14 protein-coding genes are annotated in these 15,487 nt (G+C 45.4%); 11 read left to right on the top strand and 3 right to left on the bottom strand.

Annotation, left to right across the window (positions count from 1 at the left end; genetic code table 11):
- Positions 1–128 precede the first annotated feature (128 nt).
- Both yycI and ACETMN_RS33015 read left to right on the top strand, forming a co-directional pair.
- Positions 129–872, top strand: coding sequence for a two-component system regulatory protein YycI (gene yycI / locus ACETMN_RS33020; RefSeq protein ID WP_091013189.1), 744 nt, complete (start codon positions 129–131; stop codon positions 870–872).
- A 6-nt stretch (positions 873–878) separates the two neighbouring features.
- A complete protein-coding gene (locus ACETMN_RS33015; RefSeq protein WP_036671861.1) occupies positions 879–1,685 on the top strand; it encodes an MBL fold metallo-hydrolase in 807 nt (268 codons plus the stop codon).
- Here the strand turns inward: ACETMN_RS33015 and ACETMN_RS33010 are convergent.
- Positions 1,654–1,866, bottom strand: coding sequence for a hypothetical protein (locus tag ACETMN_RS33010; RefSeq protein ID WP_036611899.1), 213 nt, complete (start codon positions 1,864–1,866; stop codon positions 1,654–1,656). The two genes, ACETMN_RS33015 and ACETMN_RS33010, sit on opposite strands and share 32 nt — an antisense overlap.
- A 717-nt stretch (positions 1,867–2,583) precedes the next feature.
- Between ACETMN_RS33010 and ACETMN_RS33005 the strand changes: the two genes are divergently transcribed.
- The 4 genes from ACETMN_RS33005 (at position 2,584) to rlmH (ending at position 6,341) form a co-directional block, all read left to right on the top strand.
- Positions 2,584–3,861, top strand: coding sequence for a S1C family serine protease (locus tag ACETMN_RS33005; protein ID WP_091012220.1), 1,278 nt, complete (start codon positions 2,584–2,586; stop codon positions 3,859–3,861).
- A 297-nt stretch (positions 3,862–4,158) separates the two neighbouring features.
- Positions 4,159–4,683, top strand: a complete 525-nt coding sequence (locus ACETMN_RS33000) for a hypothetical protein (RefSeq protein ID WP_256974880.1) — start codon at positions 4,159–4,161, stop codon at positions 4,681–4,683.
- Between the two features lie 335 nt (positions 4,684–5,018).
- Positions 5,019–5,186 carry a CxxH/CxxC protein gene (locus ACETMN_RS32995; RefSeq protein ID WP_017691462.1) on the top strand — a complete coding sequence of 56 codons (168 nt, stop codon included), beginning with the start codon at positions 5,019–5,021 and terminating at the stop codon, positions 5,184–5,186.
- 675 nt (positions 5,187–5,861) lie between these two features.
- Complete coding sequence (gene rlmH, locus ACETMN_RS32990; protein WP_091012223.1) at positions 5,862–6,341, top strand: 23S rRNA (pseudouridine(1915)-N(3))-methyltransferase RlmH; 480 nt, start codon at positions 5,862–5,864, stop codon at positions 6,339–6,341.
- A 44-nt stretch (positions 6,342–6,385) separates the two neighbouring features.
- Here rlmH and ACETMN_RS32985 read toward each other — a convergent pair whose 3' ends face one another.
- The gene (locus tag ACETMN_RS32985; protein WP_091012225.1) at positions 6,386–7,297 is read right to left on the bottom strand and encodes a helix-turn-helix transcriptional regulator; all 912 of its coding nucleotides are present in this window, start codon (positions 7,295–7,297) and stop codon (positions 6,386–6,388) included.
- A 99-nt stretch (positions 7,298–7,396) separates the two neighbouring features.
- Here ACETMN_RS32985 and ACETMN_RS32980 point away from each other — a divergent pair, with 99 nt between their 5' ends.
- The 3 genes from ACETMN_RS32980 (at position 7,397) to ACETMN_RS32970 (ending at position 10,199) form a co-directional block, all read left to right on the top strand.
- The gene (locus ACETMN_RS32980) at positions 7,397–8,338 is read left to right on the top strand and encodes an alpha/beta fold hydrolase (protein ID WP_411735622.1); all 942 of its coding nucleotides are present in this window, start codon (positions 7,397–7,399) and stop codon (positions 8,336–8,338) included.
- The gene (locus tag ACETMN_RS32975; RefSeq protein WP_256974885.1) at positions 8,314–8,901 is read left to right on the top strand and encodes a YdeI/OmpD-associated family protein; all 588 of its coding nucleotides are present in this window, start codon (positions 8,314–8,316) and stop codon (positions 8,899–8,901) included. Before ACETMN_RS32980 ends, ACETMN_RS32975 begins: the two co-directional genes overlap by 25 nt.
- Positions 8,902–9,224: 323 nt before the next feature.
- Complete coding sequence (locus ACETMN_RS32970) at positions 9,225–10,199, top strand: phosphotransferase enzyme family protein (protein ID WP_091012228.1); 975 nt, start codon at positions 9,225–9,227, stop codon at positions 10,197–10,199.
- A gap of 132 nt (positions 10,200–10,331) precedes the next feature.
- On the opposite strand, the gene ACETMN_RS32965 is transcribed toward ACETMN_RS32970, so the two are convergent.
- Positions 10,332–12,356, bottom strand: a complete 2,025-nt coding sequence (locus ACETMN_RS32965; protein WP_091012229.1) for a right-handed parallel beta-helix repeat-containing protein — start codon at positions 12,354–12,356, stop codon at positions 10,332–10,334.
- 276 nt (positions 12,357–12,632) lie between these two features.
- Here ACETMN_RS32965 and ACETMN_RS32960 point away from each other — a divergent pair, with 276 nt between their 5' ends.
- Both ACETMN_RS32960 and ACETMN_RS32955 read left to right on the top strand, forming a co-directional pair.
- Positions 12,633–13,718 carry a 5-methyltetrahydropteroyltriglutamate--homocysteine S-methyltransferase gene (locus tag ACETMN_RS32960; protein ID WP_091012230.1) on the top strand — a complete coding sequence of 362 codons (1,086 nt, stop codon included), beginning with the start codon at positions 12,633–12,635 and terminating at the stop codon, positions 13,716–13,718.
- A 28-nt stretch (positions 13,719–13,746) separates the two neighbouring features.
- Complete coding sequence (locus tag ACETMN_RS32955; RefSeq protein WP_091012232.1) at positions 13,747–15,237, top strand: aldehyde dehydrogenase family protein; 1,491 nt, start codon at positions 13,747–13,749, stop codon at positions 15,235–15,237.
- The last annotated feature ends 250 nt before the right edge of the window (positions 15,238–15,487 follow it).

The raw sequence follows: 15,487 nt of genomic DNA, 5'->3' as shown, positions 1-15,487 counted from the left end.
CCGGATTTCTCCCTTAGGAAAAGGGAATCAAGAAATCTGGGGATAACAGCGATCGGAAGGTTGTTCTGACCGCGGAGTGGGCCAGTGTGATATTAGTTGCTTTTATCAAATGGACGGAGGTGAATGTTTTGGATTGGGGACGGGCGAAAAATGTGTTGATCTATGCCTTTCTGCTGCTCAATCTGGTGCTGGGTTACCAGATCTGGATGGATGCACGAGAGACGGCCGGAGCCAATCTGGACTTCACCTCACTGGCAGATAATACACAGCAGGCGATGGAAGAGAAGGGCATCCAGGTGCTGGCTCCGATTCCGAATGAAACGCCGAAGCTGCCGAAGTTGTCCTATGAGTTCATTGAAGAGGACAAGGCTGGTGTGGATATGGAACTGGAACAGCCTGTAGATAGCAAATTGATCTTTTCTCAGAGCGAGCTGGAAGATGCATTAGAGCGTGAGATTCCACAGATCGGGGCATACCGGCTGGATCAGCTGATGGCCGAGGATGGGGCTTTTGTGCTTCACCCACTGGTGGATGGCAAATGGCCGCTCTTCAATGTGAGTCTGGAGCTGTTCTACAGCGACCAGAAAATAACAGGTTACCGTCAAACTCCAGTGCGGATTACAACCGCAGAGGAGAGCGATCAGCAGGTGCTTCCGGCGTCGAAGGCGCTGGGAACGCTGATCGAGAACTTTTTGCCAAATGATGCAATTGTCAAAGATATTCAGCTGGGCTATTACGGCCAGTTGTTCAATTCAGATATACAGGTAGCGATGCCGGCATGGCGGTTCGTGCTGGAAAGTGGCGAAGTGTTGTACGTGCAGGGCATCAGTGGGGATGTATTCAGTCCCAAGACAGACAAACCAGGGGAGTAATGCGTTATGGGGATATATTTTACCGTGTTATCCAGCGGTTCGACAGGTAATGCCACAGTCATACAGCATGGGGGGACCTCTCTCATGATTGACGCGGGTCTTAGTGCGAAGCGATTGGATGCACTGTTTCAGGAAAGGGAGATTTCTGGGGCAGAATTGGACGGGATTCTGGTTACACATGAACATTCCGATCACATTAAAGGACTAGGCGCGATGTCTCGGAAATATAATTTACCAATCTACGCGAATCTGAATACGTGGGCGGCACTGGAGAAGTCGGTTGGGGCGATTCCAGAGGAAAACCGGAGGGTATTTGAGACGGGTGAAAAGCATGATTTTGGGTCACTGCGCGTGGAATCCTTCGGGATATCGCATGATGCAGCTGAGCCGGTAGGGTATACGTTCGATGATGGTACGGAGAAGCTTTCTGTTGCAACAGATCTTGGGTACATGAGCGACAAGGTTCGCGATGCCATCTCTGATTCTGACGTACTGGTGCTGGAAGCGAATCATGATGTCGAATTGCTGCGTATGGGGCGTTATCCGTGGAACACCAAGCGCCGGATTTTGAGCGATATTGGGCATTTGTCGAACGAAGCAGCAGGAGCAGCGCTTAGTGAACTGATGAACGGACGCATCAAGCGCACGTATCTGGCACATCTTAGCCGAGATCATAATATGATGGACTTGGCGAAAATGTCGGTGCGCGACGCGATGGAGAGCCGTGGATGTTTTTACCGGGATCATGAGTTCAAACTCTGTGATACGTATTACGACCGTCCTACGCCATGGGATAGGGTGGGTGAGCCATAAAGCTGTCCAGTTCGGCGGCTTTGCGCTCAACTTCCTCGCGGGTCAGGATGCCTTTATCAATAAGCAGTTCAATGATGGTACTGAGTGCAAGGGTATTGCGATAGTGTTCTTCCTTGAGATCGGCCAGCTTGGCCGCCATATGAACTTCATCCATGGCTGTGAGTGTACGTGTGCGATCCATATATATCCTCCTCTATGAAGCTTCGAATTGTCTTTTACTATTATTGTAGTCAGGCTTGATGGAAAACATTCCTCTTTTTGCCGCTAACATTTCAGTGATGAGACGTGTATGCTGAACCTGTGACGATGCAGGGGTGAAAAAGTTCTTCAAATTTAACCAAAATGGCGCTTAGCGGACCGGATTTTGTGGTGATAGATACTATGGACCTTTATTGTTAAGCGCGTTATAGCGGAAATTTGCTTTAATTTTCGTAAATATGCAACTTTTTGTGATTTGACGTGTTTAGTATATGAGGAGCATTGTGATTTTGGCTGTTTTGCGTGTGAAATGGCATGTCATAGAATGCGAGAGCATGATTGATAGAGTCACTGACAGAATGGCGTGTCCGTTCTGTTGTACATAGACGCTGTATCTTGATTTGATGCCGGGATGCGGCGATATGCAAGACCATTTTATAAAATTGCAAAAAAGCATGGGAAACCGTTGGAGTCTTCACGTAACGAAGACGACAGAAGAAACCTGAAGAAACAAAGTGTTCGCCTTTAGGAACAAATTTTTACCTTGGAAGAGGGGAGCAAAAAAATTTGTGAGTAACTGCGATCGGAAGGTTCGTCTGTTGGCGGAGTGGTGTATGTGAGAACTCCATCGTTGATCCATGCGACAACTTAGGCGGCAGTCAGGGTCTTGATGCGTGACAACGAAGGGGAGAGGATCACGATGGGATTGTTTGGAGACGATTTTTATTCAACCAAAGTATCAAGACGCGCCGAACCTGAACAGAAAGGCAAACTTCAGATCATCCGCCCTGGGGGCAGAGCACGTGGACGTGACCGCTGGAGCAATCCGCGCAGATCGCGTACGGGAATCAGTTCCACAGTGAAGGTAGCTGTGATTAGCTCGGTGATCAGCTCCATCGTGACCGTCATGCTGTTTAGCTTCATCACACAGCCCACATCGTTACCGCTGGCGAATGCTACAGGCAACGGTGGTGGAGGCAGTGCACAGGCAACACAGGCAGCTGATCCATACGATCGGATTATCCAGGCAGCAGCCCACGTTCGTCCTTCCGTGGTGAGCATTGTGAACCATAAAACGGGTAGCAGTCTATCGATGGAAGATTCGGCGCTGGGCTCAGGGGTCATTTTCAAGAAGGAAGATGGCAAGGCCTACATTATGACCAACCACCACGTCGTGGAGGGTGCGAGTGATCTGGAGATTGTGACCGTAGATGGGGAGACACATAAAGCGAAGCTGGTTGGTAAAGACCGGGTAAGTGACATTGCGGTACTATCCGCAGAAGATAAAGGGCTGGGTGCAGTCGCGGAGATTGGTGATTCCAGCAAACTTCAGCGCGGTCAAACGGTGCTGGCGATCGGGAACCCGCTCGGTCTTGGCGGTACGCTGACATCCGGAATTGTCAGTTACACGGATCGTATTCTGCCTGTATCGATTAATCAGGACGGCGTGTACGACTGGGAGCAAAACGTGATCCAGACGGATGCGGCGATTAATGAAGGCAATAGCGGCGGTGCTTTGGTTGATCTAAACGGCAAAGTGGTTGGCATTAACACGATGAAGATCTCGGATACGGGCGTTGAAGGTCTCGGCTTTGCCATTCCGATGAACGAAGTGATGAAAACGGTAGATTCCCTGCTACTGAACGGCAAAGTATCTCGTCCATACCTGGGCGTGTACACAGTTGATCTGAGCAACCCTTATGCACCACTGGATGACGAGCAGCGTAAGGATCTGAAGCTGCCATCTCATGTGGACAGCGGTGTGGTTGTACTGGAAGCATCCGGTCCGGCATCTGATGCGGGTATGAAGCTGAATGATGTCATTACGGAATTTGACGGGCAAAAAATTACCTCCACGCTGGATCTGCGGAAATATCTGTACGATGAGAAGAAGATTGGGGATACGATTGAAGTGACCTTCTACCGGGATGGCAAAGCGGAGAAAGTATCAGTGAAGCTGACGGATAAACCGGAGTAAGGGAAGTTCAACGAAACCTTTACTGTTGCGTGGATTGAAATAGGGCAATGCTAGAAGAGTGATCAGATCTACTGACCACTCTTTTTTAGTTATTATGGATGGACGTATGCATTCGACAGTAAATGAGTAGATTAACCATTTTTATGTTCTCATGATCAGTTAGACCCGGAGCCAAAGGAGCAGATACATAAGACTAGGGCTGTGGTAAACTGTTGTCAATATGTTGGAGACGGTCGCTGATGCAATAACATCTGTTTGTCGATCTAATTTTATTTCCGAATGGAAGGGGTATTTTTGATGAAACATTTGAAGAAAAAGATGCTTGGGGGAACGAGCTTGGCGCTGTCCCTGTTTATGCTGTCTGCCTGTGGATCTGAGGTAGCTACGACAGGAGCATCTGTAGATACAGGTGCTCTGCAAGAGAAGATTGCTGGCTTAGAGAAGAAACTGGTGGAACAGGGAGCCAAGAGCAGTGAGCAGGAACAAAAGATCGCAGAGCTTGAGGCCAAGTTAAATGAGCTAAGTACAAATGTGATTGCGGTAGGTCAGGCTGGTGGTCAAACGCCTGTAACATCGGGAAACAACGGATCGGCCGGGAAAGGCGATGGGGTGCTGATTACGTTTGCCCAGTATGAGAAGCTTGAGGTTGGCATGTCGGTGGGAGATGTCATCGAGATCCTTGGCGGCGAAGGTGAAGCGCTGAGTGAAGCGGAGAATATGGTGGTTTACAACTATAAAGGCACAGCTGGCAATGGTGCTAATGCGGTTATTGCTTTTCAAGGCGGGAAGCTGTTGACGAAGGCACAGTCGGGATTGAATTAAAGAGCGTGGAATAGAGACAATTCATGGAATGGAACAGGGGACAAGTAACTCTGTTTTCGTAATTCAGGCACAGGAGCAAGATTCATTTGCTATGTGAATTGGATTGTTACTGTCACAAGAGCATTCTTTTCGGTACCGTGGAGGTATCGGGAAGGATGCTTTTTGTGTTCTTTTACGGCGTACGGAGGGGTTTGGTGGAGGTTGGGCACGATAAATTAGGGCTGGGGGTTTCTTTTCGGTGGCAGGTGTGATAGAACTGAGAAGTGGCTATCCTGTAATGGGATACGCGGTTGTGAATCGGGAACATAGCTGGTTACAGAAAGGATGCTTAACGGATGTACGTTGTATGCAAAGAACACGTGGACATTGCCATCGACATGTTTGTCGATGAGTATGAGGACGCTCCAGATATCGTTGATCTGAAGGAGACGGAATTTGCCGATTGGGACCCGCCTGCGAAATGCGCCGAGTGCGAACAGCACGCGGAATTCCTCGTCGTTTAGCGTACTGTAGGACTTAGACGGCTGGAGGCGTGCTTAATGTGGCACTTCGGGCTGACTTTCCATCCGGTATGAACATCACAGCAAGAAGCCAAAGAGAGCGTGATGAGCGCTCTTTTTGTGTTTGTGGGGGTATTAGTGTAGTTGGTAGGCTGTGTGGAGCTTGGCAAGGGTAGTAGGGGTTAACGTGGGAGTAGGCGAGAGTAGAAGAAGCTTAAGGTAGGTAGGTGCCGAGTCCCGAGTTGGGATTGAACTAGGTTGTAGTAAATTTGCAAGTTGTAGGTATAAAAATGGAAGCCGCTGGGGCATGGGGAAAGTGAATTTGGGTGACAGCGATGTGGGTAGGGACGTTGGTGTGGACCGACCAAGTTGCTTTAACGAACTGGAGAAGCCTTATTCGGGGCAAATACCGCCTGGTTGAAATCTAACGAATCGTAGACACGTTATATTGCTGAAATGGCCTCGAAAGAGGTGGGAAACACTTTTTTTGACTGAGATAGCGTGTTTCAGATTCGTTAGATTTTAAAGTAGCCGAAATGGGGCTGAATAAGGTGTGTGGGGTTCGTTAGAATTTGGAGAAATGTGTAGTATAGGTATAATACAGTTGGAACGAACGATGCGATGAAGCATCTTACTTATAGAATATCTCGTAAGACAATTTAGGAGGAATGGATTGTTATGTTTATTCAGATTATTGGCGTAGGCAAATTGAAGGAAAAATATTTGACGCTGGGCATTCAGGAATATACCAAGCGGCTCGCCCCGTACATCAAGTTTCAGATGATCGAGGTCGCAGACGAAAAGGCGCCCGATACCCTGAGCGAAGCTGAGGTTCGGGCGGTAAAAGAGCGCGAGGGCGAACGTATCCTCGCGCATGTGAAGAGCGAGGCGCATGTTGTTGCGCTCGCATTGGATGGCCAGCTCTGGAGTTCTGAGGAGCTGGCATTGGAGATCGACAAGCTCGGCACGTATGGGACGAGCCATGTCGTGTTTGTCATCGGAGGAAGCCACGGGCTCTCCGATGAGGTGTTGCGCCGCGCAAAGCAGCGCTTGAGCTTCGGGCGCATGACCCTGCCGCATCAGCTTATGCGGCTGGTATTGGTGGAGCAGATTTATCGCGCGGTGAAGATCAATCGGGGGGAACCGTACCACAAGTAGGGCGAAAAGTTGAGTTGAAGGTTGAAGCTTTAATGCTAAATATATCAGGAATAGTTCTCCATCATTTGATATAAATAATTTCGAAAGTCTTCAACATAGGACTTGGGCTCTACAATTTTTAGATGAGTGCCGAAGCTTGCTAACAATTGAAATCCCATATGATTTTGTGGGACATAAATAGTTGCTAATAAAGATCCACCATTATGGTCTTCAATACTTCTTCGACCATACCTTTCGATGATTTGATCTTTTATGCTAGGCGATATCCATGCCTTAATCGTGACGAATTGCGGTAGATAACTTGCAACGCGACCTTGCTCTGACCAATCGTCTCTAGGATGAAACGTACGTTCATCCATCGTAATATGATCGATCCGCGATAACTTGAATGTTCGATATCCCTGTCGATGTAAACAGAATCCTTTCAAGTACCAACTCGATTCGTTGAAATGCAGCTCATAGGGCTCGACCATTCTATTCGTTACAGCCCCGTCTTTATCTGTATAATCAAACGAAACCAGCCTTTTTTTAGAAATGGATTCTTGACATATCTTTAAGGTTTCAAGAATCTCGGACCGACCTTCCCAAACATAAAACGACAGTTGAATGGAACGATTCAGAGACAATGGACTAACCATTGCCTCTATTTTTTTTATCGTTCTTTCCACTTCTTCAGTAAGGAGGAGTTGTTCCAATCCGCCGAGCGCAGCCAATATATTCTGTAAATCGGTGCTGCTTAAAAGGCGTTTATCGACCTTGTATTCGTCCATTATGCCGTAGCCGCCTTTGACGCCATTGACAGAGTAGATTGGGATGTTCGATAAGCTCAATGTTTCCATATCGCGAAGGATCGTTCTTTTGGAGACATTGAATAGTTGTGAGAATTCCGTTGTAGAAACAATCTCTTTCCTCAGCAATATCATGATAATCGAAATGAGTCTCTCCACTTTATTCATAATTGCCCTCTTTTTTTACATGATTTTATAAAGGTGACACTAAGGTGTCACCTTTTATCCATTATACTACATGTATCACAAGAAGGAGGTTTTAATTCAATGTTTAATCCAACCGATTTTCCCAAGCCCAGCCTTATTTCAGTCAACAGTGTGGAACTCGAAGTGTTTGAAGCAGGCCGAGAAAACGCTGGAAAACCTATTGTACTCTGCCACGGCTGGCCAGAGCATGCCTATTCTTGGCGCCATCAGATGGACGCACTTGCCGCAGCAGGCTACCATGTCATCGTTCCCAACCAGAGGGGTTACGGCAACTCATCCCGTCCAACCGAAGTAACAGACTATGACATTGAACACTTGTCGGGTGATCTCATCGCGCTTCTCGATCACTATGGATACGAGGATGCTACCTTTGTCGGTCATAACTGGGGTGCATTCGTCGTTTGGGGACTGACCTTGTTGCATCCAAACCGCGTCAATAAAGTGATAAATCTGAGCTTGCCTTATCAAGAGCGCGGAGAAAAACCCTGGATCGAGTTCATGGAAGAAATACTTGGCGGAGATTTCTATTTCGTCCACTTCAATCGACAGCCAGGCGTCGCGGACGCCGTATTCGAAGACAATACATACAGGTTCCTTCGCAACCTGTACCGGAAGAACGAGCCTCTCAGAGCACCTGAGCCAGGTATGGCGTTGATCAATCTCGCCAGAGCAGAAACACCGCTCGGTGAGCCCATATTGAGCGAAAGCGAGCTGGCCGTTTACGTCTCCGCTTTTGAAACATCAGGGTTCACGGGCAGCATAAATTGGTACAGGAACCTTGACCGCAACTGGCGCTTATTGGCGAAAGTGAACCCAATCATCCAGCAGCCGACCCTCATGATCTACGGCGACCGGGATGTGGTTGCGAAGTCTGAAAACCTGACAAAGTTCGTGCCCAATGTGGAAGTGGTCAATCTGGATTGCGGTCATTGGATCCAGGAAGAAAAGCCGGAAGAAACAAACCAAGCGATTATAAAATGGCTGGAACAATGGGAGATGTAGTGTTTTTCAACAACCAAGAAGAGTTTAATGATTGGTTAGAAGAACATCATGCTGAAGCTAGTGAAATTTGGGTGGGCTATTTTGCGATAAGTACAGGGCGTGCAAGCCTTACTTGGTCTGCATCAGTAGATGCCGCTCTTTGTTTTGGGTGGATTGACGGTATACGAAAAACCATTGATAAACAAAGCTATAAGATTCGCTTTACTCCGCGCAAAGTAAATAGTGTATGGAGTGCTGTGAACGTAAAGAAGGTAAAAGGACTAATACAGCTTGGAAAGATGAGACCAGAAGGAATCCACGTCTTTAACAACAGAACCGATGCACAAGGCTATTCCTCTGAACAAAGAAACGTGGAACTTGCCAAAGAATATGAAGAACAAATCAAGGCAAATCAAACAGCCTGGCTATTCTTCACTAATTTATCACCATCCTATAAAAGAGATTCTATCTGGTGGGTAATGAGCGCCAAGAAAGAAGAAACACGCTTAAGAAGGCTTGGAATATTGATCGCTTCATCTGAAGAAGGGATGAAACAGCTCAAATCGCAACCCCCTTCATTTTGATGATACAGCCGACCCTCATGATCTATGGTGACCGGGATACATTCATAAGGGTCTAAAAACCTGACAAAGTTCGTGCCTAATGCGGAAGTGGTCAATCTGGATTGCGGTCATTGGATCCAGCAAGAAAAGCCGGAAGAAACAAACTAAGCGATTTTGAGATGGCTGGAAGAGCAGAATGATGCTGAATAGAGTCATTAGATTCATTTGTAAGTCACATCGAGCTTTCCGATGTGACTTTTTGTGTAAAATTTGATTCTAATTAAATTCTGCATTTTCTCATTTGGCTCCTCTTGTTACCATAGAAGTAAAGGGGGAGAAATTATATGGATAAAAAGATTAAACTACTATTCACAAAAGATATATTGAAAGAGTCCGCACAATGTTTTGGAATACTTCAGAACTCCATTATCGAATTAAATGGGTTTCAAAATTTCGTTTATTCCGGCGTTGTTGGAAATAGAGAAGTCATTTTAAGAATTACGCATGTCACCCATCGAAATGAATTATTAACAAGAGCGGAACTAGATTTCATCATGTTTCTGGCTGATCGCGGAATGAAAGTAGCAAGGCCTATTCAATCTTTATCAGGGGATCTTATTCATATCATTGACGGGTCCTTTATCGTGACAGCTTTTGAGAAAGCACCAGGCAGAAATGCAGTAATCGCCGAGGAGAGCAATACGTTTTATGAAAACATTGGACAAATGGTCGGGAAAATACATAAGATATCGCTTAATTACTCGTCCCAAAATTCACGCCATGAATGGAGTGGTAATACTCCATTAGAATCTTTTAAGAAGTATTGTCCGTTAGAATTACACAGTAACTATGATCGTTTAATTAATGAAATTAGTGCCCTGTCCAAGGAAAAAAATACATATGGTCTTATTCATGGGGATATCAGCCCTGGCAATTATCTTAATGATGGGGATAAAGCCTTTATTATTGACTATGATGAGGTGGAATATAGCTGGTTTGTTTCTGATATTGCTACACCATTATTTTATGAAATCCCAATCCCTTGGGTTGTGTCTGGAGATGTGAGAAAGGAGATTGCAAAACGGTACTATTTCAACTTCTTAAATGGCTATTGCAAGGAATACACTGTAAGCCAAAGCCAGTTAAACAAAGTTCCACTATTTATAAATTTAAGGCAAGCTAGAGTTTTAGCTGCGCTCTATAGAAGCAGAGACTTTAACGCTCCTGATTGGACTGAATGGTATGAGCAAGCCCGACGCTTCTACTATGAAAATTTATTAAATAACACTCCTTATATTGATATGGACTTTTTGAGTTAACGGGTGAACTCTGCCACAATTAGGGCGAAAGGCTTTTGATGAAAATATGGCTTCATGCCGATTAGCGGAATAGAGGCTTTACACACAAAAAAGATCCAATCACCTAAAATGACTGGACCCCCAATAATAAACTTAAATTTGGAAATCAAGATTACCCTTTTCAGTTAACTCAAACGGACCGGGTGTGACATCTGCATCGGGTCTCTTTGTTCCGAAGAAATCGGAGTTGAAATGATATGGACTGCTGTCCGGCTCCTCATACCTCATATTGGCGTGATACGTCTTTCCGAGCAGGTCCGTGGTAATCAACAGGGCAGAGGCTCCCCGAAGCAATTCGGGCTCATGGATCTGAATGTGCACCTTACCTAGCGCAGGATCAATCTCAACGTTTATACCCTTCTGAGTATATATCTCCGCATCGGATTCATGAGTACTTGGAACCGAATGGTTAAGATATAGATTTCCACCCATAGCTACCGGAAGAACGGCATTGCCTATAAAGAAATCCTTTGCGGCATCGCCAAGCTCCATAAGCTCCTCTTTGGTGTATTCCCACCATTTCTTATCTTTCATATCAGGATGTTGATCATAGCCGCCAAGTCCCACAGTATGCAGATAACAAATAGAATTGTCAGGAACTCCGTCCATAGCCGTCTTCCCGTCCTCTCCAACTTCATCCCTTGATTTAAGGGGTAGATGCTCAAAGAAGGTAATAGGCACAGGCTCTTTATTAGGATCATTGTCACCCAAGAAGATATTATTGTAGTACCTGTCATCGCCTCCAGTGATATTGGAGTATCCGGCCATGGCCGTCTCGTGAGGGAAATGATATGGCGTAATACGAGTAATTTCGGAACGAACGACAAATCGGCCTGCAAACAAATTATGAGCAAATGCTCCGCCCTGAGCCATATTTCTGAAGTTCATCGGAGAGAGAAATAGGTTGTGATCGACCATATACGGACCATGGCACACCTCAACGAAAAGGTCTTCCGAAAGATTGTCAAAAAATACATTGCGGCTGATGCGAGTCCCCTGTGCCTGCCAGTCCAGCCAAAGCGCTCGGTAACAGCTATACATTATATTTTCACTAATCTGAGTATCCAGGGAAGCATGAAGCTTAATTCCCGCAACTTCGGCTCCGTGTCTGAGTCGTTTATGATGAATATTATAAATACGGTTCTGATATATGCGGCTGAAGGCTGCTCCCATATGGCCCACAATACCTGCCTGTTCACAATCATGAATTACATTACCCCGAACGATGTGACTGCCGACGCGATCTTTATGCCAACCGGAGCGTAATGCTCGTAAAATAACCTCCTGCTCACGTTGAGTACCGCCTTTACTATGCTTCTCCAAAGACTTGCTGTGACCTGTACCGATTTCGGTACCCAGACTAATACCAACACATTTGGATTCACTGATGATATTGTTTTCAATAATCCAGCCCTTGCTCCAGTGAGGCCCAATCAAACCTTCCTGGTAGTCTGTAGGTGGTGCCCATTGAGGAGAAGCTTGGCGAAGTGTGAAACCGCTTACGGTGATGTAGTTAATTCCCGGTTTCTCAGGCCAGAAGCAATAAGGACGTACATTAATTTCTACATTTTCCTTACGAGGGTCTTTTCCACCAAAGTTGGCCCAGATTTTGGTTGTCGTAGAACCAACCTCGGCATACCATTTTAACAATGAATCCTTGGGATACTTGGCTTCGGACCAAACCTCAGGTTTGTTAACGCTTTCAATACTATCGCATTCATACAATGATTTGCCATCCAAATAGACATCGCCGAGATGAATTGGGAAGGGCCCGTCAAACAACCAGTCTCCACTGAGCTCTACCTCATAGGGATTACGAACGGAAAAGAGGGAATTGAGCACTTCTGTGCTCCAGACATGGTTTCCTTCAGACTTCCAGTTGGTAATCCGCTCAGCTCCTGTAATCACTACTTCCCCGTCTCCTGCGGATCGATATACGATTCTATGCTCCGCTGTTCCTCCATTAGCCGGGTTAACCCACTCTCTGTATACTCCCGCATGAACAATAACTGTATCACCAGCCATGGCATGAGCCGCAGCGCGTGATATGGTACGAAGGGGTTGATCCGCTGTTCCTTTTCCTTGATCATTCCCATGGTTGGATACATGATATTCCATAACAACTCTCCTTCTATTTTAAAATGTTTGTTGTATCCCGTTATTATACTAGAAAATAAATGTAATGGGAGAGATAGGAAATCAGATGCTAGGCCAAATTGATTTTAATATAAGGTAAACCACATCTACTACCCTATGAGGTTGTGTTTTTTTTGCTTATTAAAGTCTTTTAGCTATTGTTAAAAGCTATGACCAGTCATGCATTTTTCATATAACATACTATCTTTTCAATCATGCTATACTCAGTGAACCAAAAAGTTAGAAGGAGAAATAGTTATGATACCATTTCGTAATGATCATGTAGGTAGCTTTCTACGCCCTGCAAACTTAAGTCAGGCACGTGAACAATATAAATCAGGCAACATCACATATGAAGAATTAAGAGCTATAGAAGATAAAGTGATTATTCGAATTATTGAAAAGCAAAAGGAAAATGGCGTATTGGCCGTTACGGATGGTGAATTCCGCAGAAGCTGGTGGCATTTTGATTTTCTGGGTGGGTTGGATGGCGTAGAGTTGTATGAGCAAATAGACGGACCAAAATTCCATAATATGCAAACTCGCAAGGGCGGGATTCGTGTTGTTGGTAAAGTTGATTTCTCGAGTCATCCCTTTGTTAAGGATTTTGAGTTTTTGAAAAAGCATGCAGGTGACGCAGTGGCGAAACAGACCATTCCAAGTCCAAACATGCTTCTATATCGATTGGAAAATGGCGCCAATGTCTATACGGACCGAGAACAATTCCTTCAGGATACAATTGCGGCGTATCAAAAAGCCATTCAAGCCTTCTATGATGCAGGATGTAGATACCTGCAATTAGATGATACCGCTTGGGCAGACCTATTCTCAGAAGCTGGTCACGATAAGCTACGTGCTAAAGGTCTGGAACCGGCAGAAGAGTTGAAAACGATGCAGCGAATGATTAACGAAACTTTGGCTCATAAACCGGCAGATTTAGTTGTGACGATGCATATTTGTCGAGGTAACTATAAATCAAACTATTTCTCAACCGGTGGTTACGAGTACGCTTCTGAAGTTATCTTTGGAGGCTTAAACGTAGATGGATTATTCTTGGAATTTGATGATGAGCGCTCAGGTGGCTTCGAGCCATTACAATATGTGAATCGAACAGATTTGAAAATCGTGCTTGGTTTACTCACATCAAAAACAGGCGAGTTAGAGGATAAAGAACAAATTAAAGCTCGGATTGCAGAGGCGGCAACCTATGTACCACTTGAGCAACTATGTTTGAGCCCGCAATGTGGTTTTTCGTCTACAGAAGAAGGCAATATTTTAACGGAAGAACAACAATGGCGTAAACTTCGTTACGTTAAGGAAATTGCAGAAGAAGTTTGGAATTAATCCATTTAAATAACGGAGGGGATGTAAAATGACAATTCAAGCAGACCAAGAGACAATTATAGTTGAAGCGTTCATTAATGGTCAGAATGTAAAATCCCTTTCGCAGGTAGCAAAAGAGAATCCGGCCAACCCAACTGAGATCGTAGGCTATTTCCCTGTCACTACGAAAGAACAAGCCGTTGAAGCGATTGAAGCGGCGGCAGGGGCTTTTAAAACATGGAAGCAGACCTCGATTGACGAACGCATTATTATGATGCGCAAGGCGATCGAGAAGATTAGAGCAGCTGAGAATGAAATTGTACATTTGCTGTCTAGAGAGCATGGCAAGCCCCTTTATGATGCACACGGCGAAATTTATGTTTCGCTAATGTGGATGGAGTTTGCTTGTAATGAAGTTACATCGGCTCTACAGGAAGAGATCAAAACGCATGAGAATGGTAAAACCATTCTTTCCTATGATCCAATGGGTGTGGTTGCAGCGATTAGTCCATGGAACTACCCCATTGCCTTATCTACGATTAAGATTGCTCCTGCCTTACTTGCGGGCAACACGATTGTACTTAAACCTAGTCCATTTGCGCCACTGGCTGCAGCGAAAGTGGCCGAGATTATTGCGAGTGAGTTCCCGGCTGGTGTAATCAATGTCGTTCATGGTGATGCGGATGTGGGCGTTGAACTGACTACCAATCCTCATGTTACGAAGATCGCCTTCACAGGTGGAACCGCAACCGCTAAGCATATTATCAAAGCAGCTTCGGAAACGATTAAGGATATGACGCTTGAGCTTGGTGGCAATGATGCGGCGATCTTCTTGGAAAGTTTTGATGTTCATGATGAGCGAGCCATGCGACGGATTGTCATTTCTAATTTCTTAACAACAGGACAGATCTGTATGATCGCCAAACGTGTGTATGTACACCGTTCTATTTATGATGAGTTTGTGGAAAAATATATAGAGGCGGCGAATCGCTGGATTCGAATTGGTGATCCATTCGATTCAAATACGACGGTAGGTCCGGTTAATAACCTGAAGCAGAAAAATGTTGTGCTTGGTTTGGTTGAAGATGCGCAAAAGCGCGGGGCTAAGGTCATCCCTCTCGGGCAAATTCTGGATCAGAAGCTGTTTGACCAAGGTTACTACCTACAACCTACGCTTGTTTTGGATTGCGATGTTCATGATCCGATTGTCGTAGAGGAACAGTTTGGCCCTACGGTTCCGATTCTGCCATTTGACGATGAAGAGCAGGTTATTCATCTACACAATGAAAGCATATATGGATTGACGAGTTCTGTGTGGGGGAAAGAAGAGGATGCTATCTCCGTCGCACGTCAACTCGAAGCTGGAACGACCATGATCAATACCGCTGCTGTGCAGGGGCTCGACGTTCGGTTCCCTTTCGGTGGCTTCAAGCAATCGGGAATTGGCCGTGAATACGGCGCAGAAGGGATCCGCACGTATACAGAAAAACATGTCATCAACGTTCCGAAGACACTGGATCTTCCTTATATACCAGAATAAATGGTATAGCACACAACTTCTCATCATACAGGGAATGTGTATGTGAAATTGAATGTATGCTCTAACTTTGCGCTTTGTTTACTGATTTTTAAGAATCAGTAGACAGGGCGTTTTTTTGTCAGATCAGTTTGTCAGTGGTGACTTTTTTCAGAGAAAAAAACCATATCTGATGGAGATGACACAGAAGAAATAAAGAAGCCACTCCATTTTTCTGGAGTGGCTTTGTATTCAGCTATTACACGGTGAACGG

This window comes from Paenibacillus sp. M2 (genome assembly GCF_046713495.1).
In the GTDB taxonomy this organism is placed as follows: domain Bacteria; phylum Bacillota; class Bacilli; order Paenibacillales; family Paenibacillaceae; genus Paenibacillus; species Paenibacillus amylolyticus_B.
The sequence above is the reverse complement of the archived record's forward strand: the minus strand, read 5'-3'. Positions and strand labels throughout refer to the sequence as shown.